We start from the raw sequence: 256 nt of genomic DNA, 5'->3' as shown, positions 1-256 counted from the left end.
GGTCGGGTATGTCGTGCCCACCCCCGGCAGCGAACTCGACACCGCCGAGATCCGGGCCGAGGTCGCTGCGTTCCTGCCGGAGTACATGGTCCCGGCGGCCGTGGTCGTCCTCGACGCGATCCCATTGACGGTGAACGGGAAGCTGGACCGCAGGGCGCTGCCGGCGCCGGAGTTCGGGTCGGCCGGTGAGGGTCGTGCTCCGGCGACGCCGCAGGAGGAGGTCCTGTGCGGTGTGTTCGCGGAGGTGCTGGGCCTC

At 71.9% G+C, this 256-nt stretch carries 1 protein-coding gene; it reads left to right on the top strand.

Annotated features, from left to right (window positions below; all coding sequences use genetic code 11):
- Window positions 1-256, top strand: a 256-nt coding sequence (locus ADK60_RS27750) for an AMP-binding enzyme (protein ID WP_502687466.1), incomplete at both ends; no start/stop codon positions are given.

The sequence above is a fragment of the Streptomyces sp. XY431 genome, from assembly GCF_001279805.1.
Classification (GTDB): domain Bacteria; phylum Actinomycetota; class Actinomycetes; order Streptomycetales; family Streptomycetaceae; genus Kitasatospora; species Kitasatospora purpeofusca.
Note: the sequence above shows the minus strand (reverse complement) of the source record. Positions and strands in the feature narration are given on the sequence as shown.